Origin of the sequence: Streptomyces sp. WAC04114, assembly GCF_019733245.1 — a bacterium.
Lineage (GTDB): Bacteria > Actinomycetota > Actinomycetes > Streptomycetales > Streptomycetaceae > Streptomyces > Streptomyces massasporeus_A.
The window spans coordinates 1-293 of the sequence record NZ_JAIGQA010000437.1 but is presented as its reverse complement, the minus strand read 5'-3'; the positions used below and the strand labels follow the sequence as shown (position 1 = coordinate 293).

Here is a 293-nt window from a genome sequence, read left to right as displayed (position 1 = left end):
TGCGGCGCACCGGCGCCGGGGTGGAGACCCTCGACCCGGACGGGGTCTGGCGGCGGGCGTCCCGGCACACGGAGACGATCGAGGTGGCGGGCGAGGAACCGGTCGAGGTCGAGGTCATCGAGACCGCCCGGGGCCCGGTGATCATCGGCGGCCCCGAGGGCATCGACGGCGACCCGGCGTGCCTGGCGTACGACGGCGACCCGGCGGACCTGGCGTACGACGGCGGTAAGGCCGATCACACAGATGCCGCCGCTTCCGCCGATCACCCAGATCGCGCGGGTCTCGCAGATGCC

Annotated in this window: 1 protein-coding gene; it reads left to right on the top strand. The window is 74.4% G+C overall.

What is annotated here, in order from left to right; all coding sequences use genetic code 11:
- Window positions 1–293: penicillin acylase family protein (locus K4G64_RS39655; RefSeq protein WP_221760669.1), on the top strand; the 293-nt coding region annotated here is incomplete at both ends.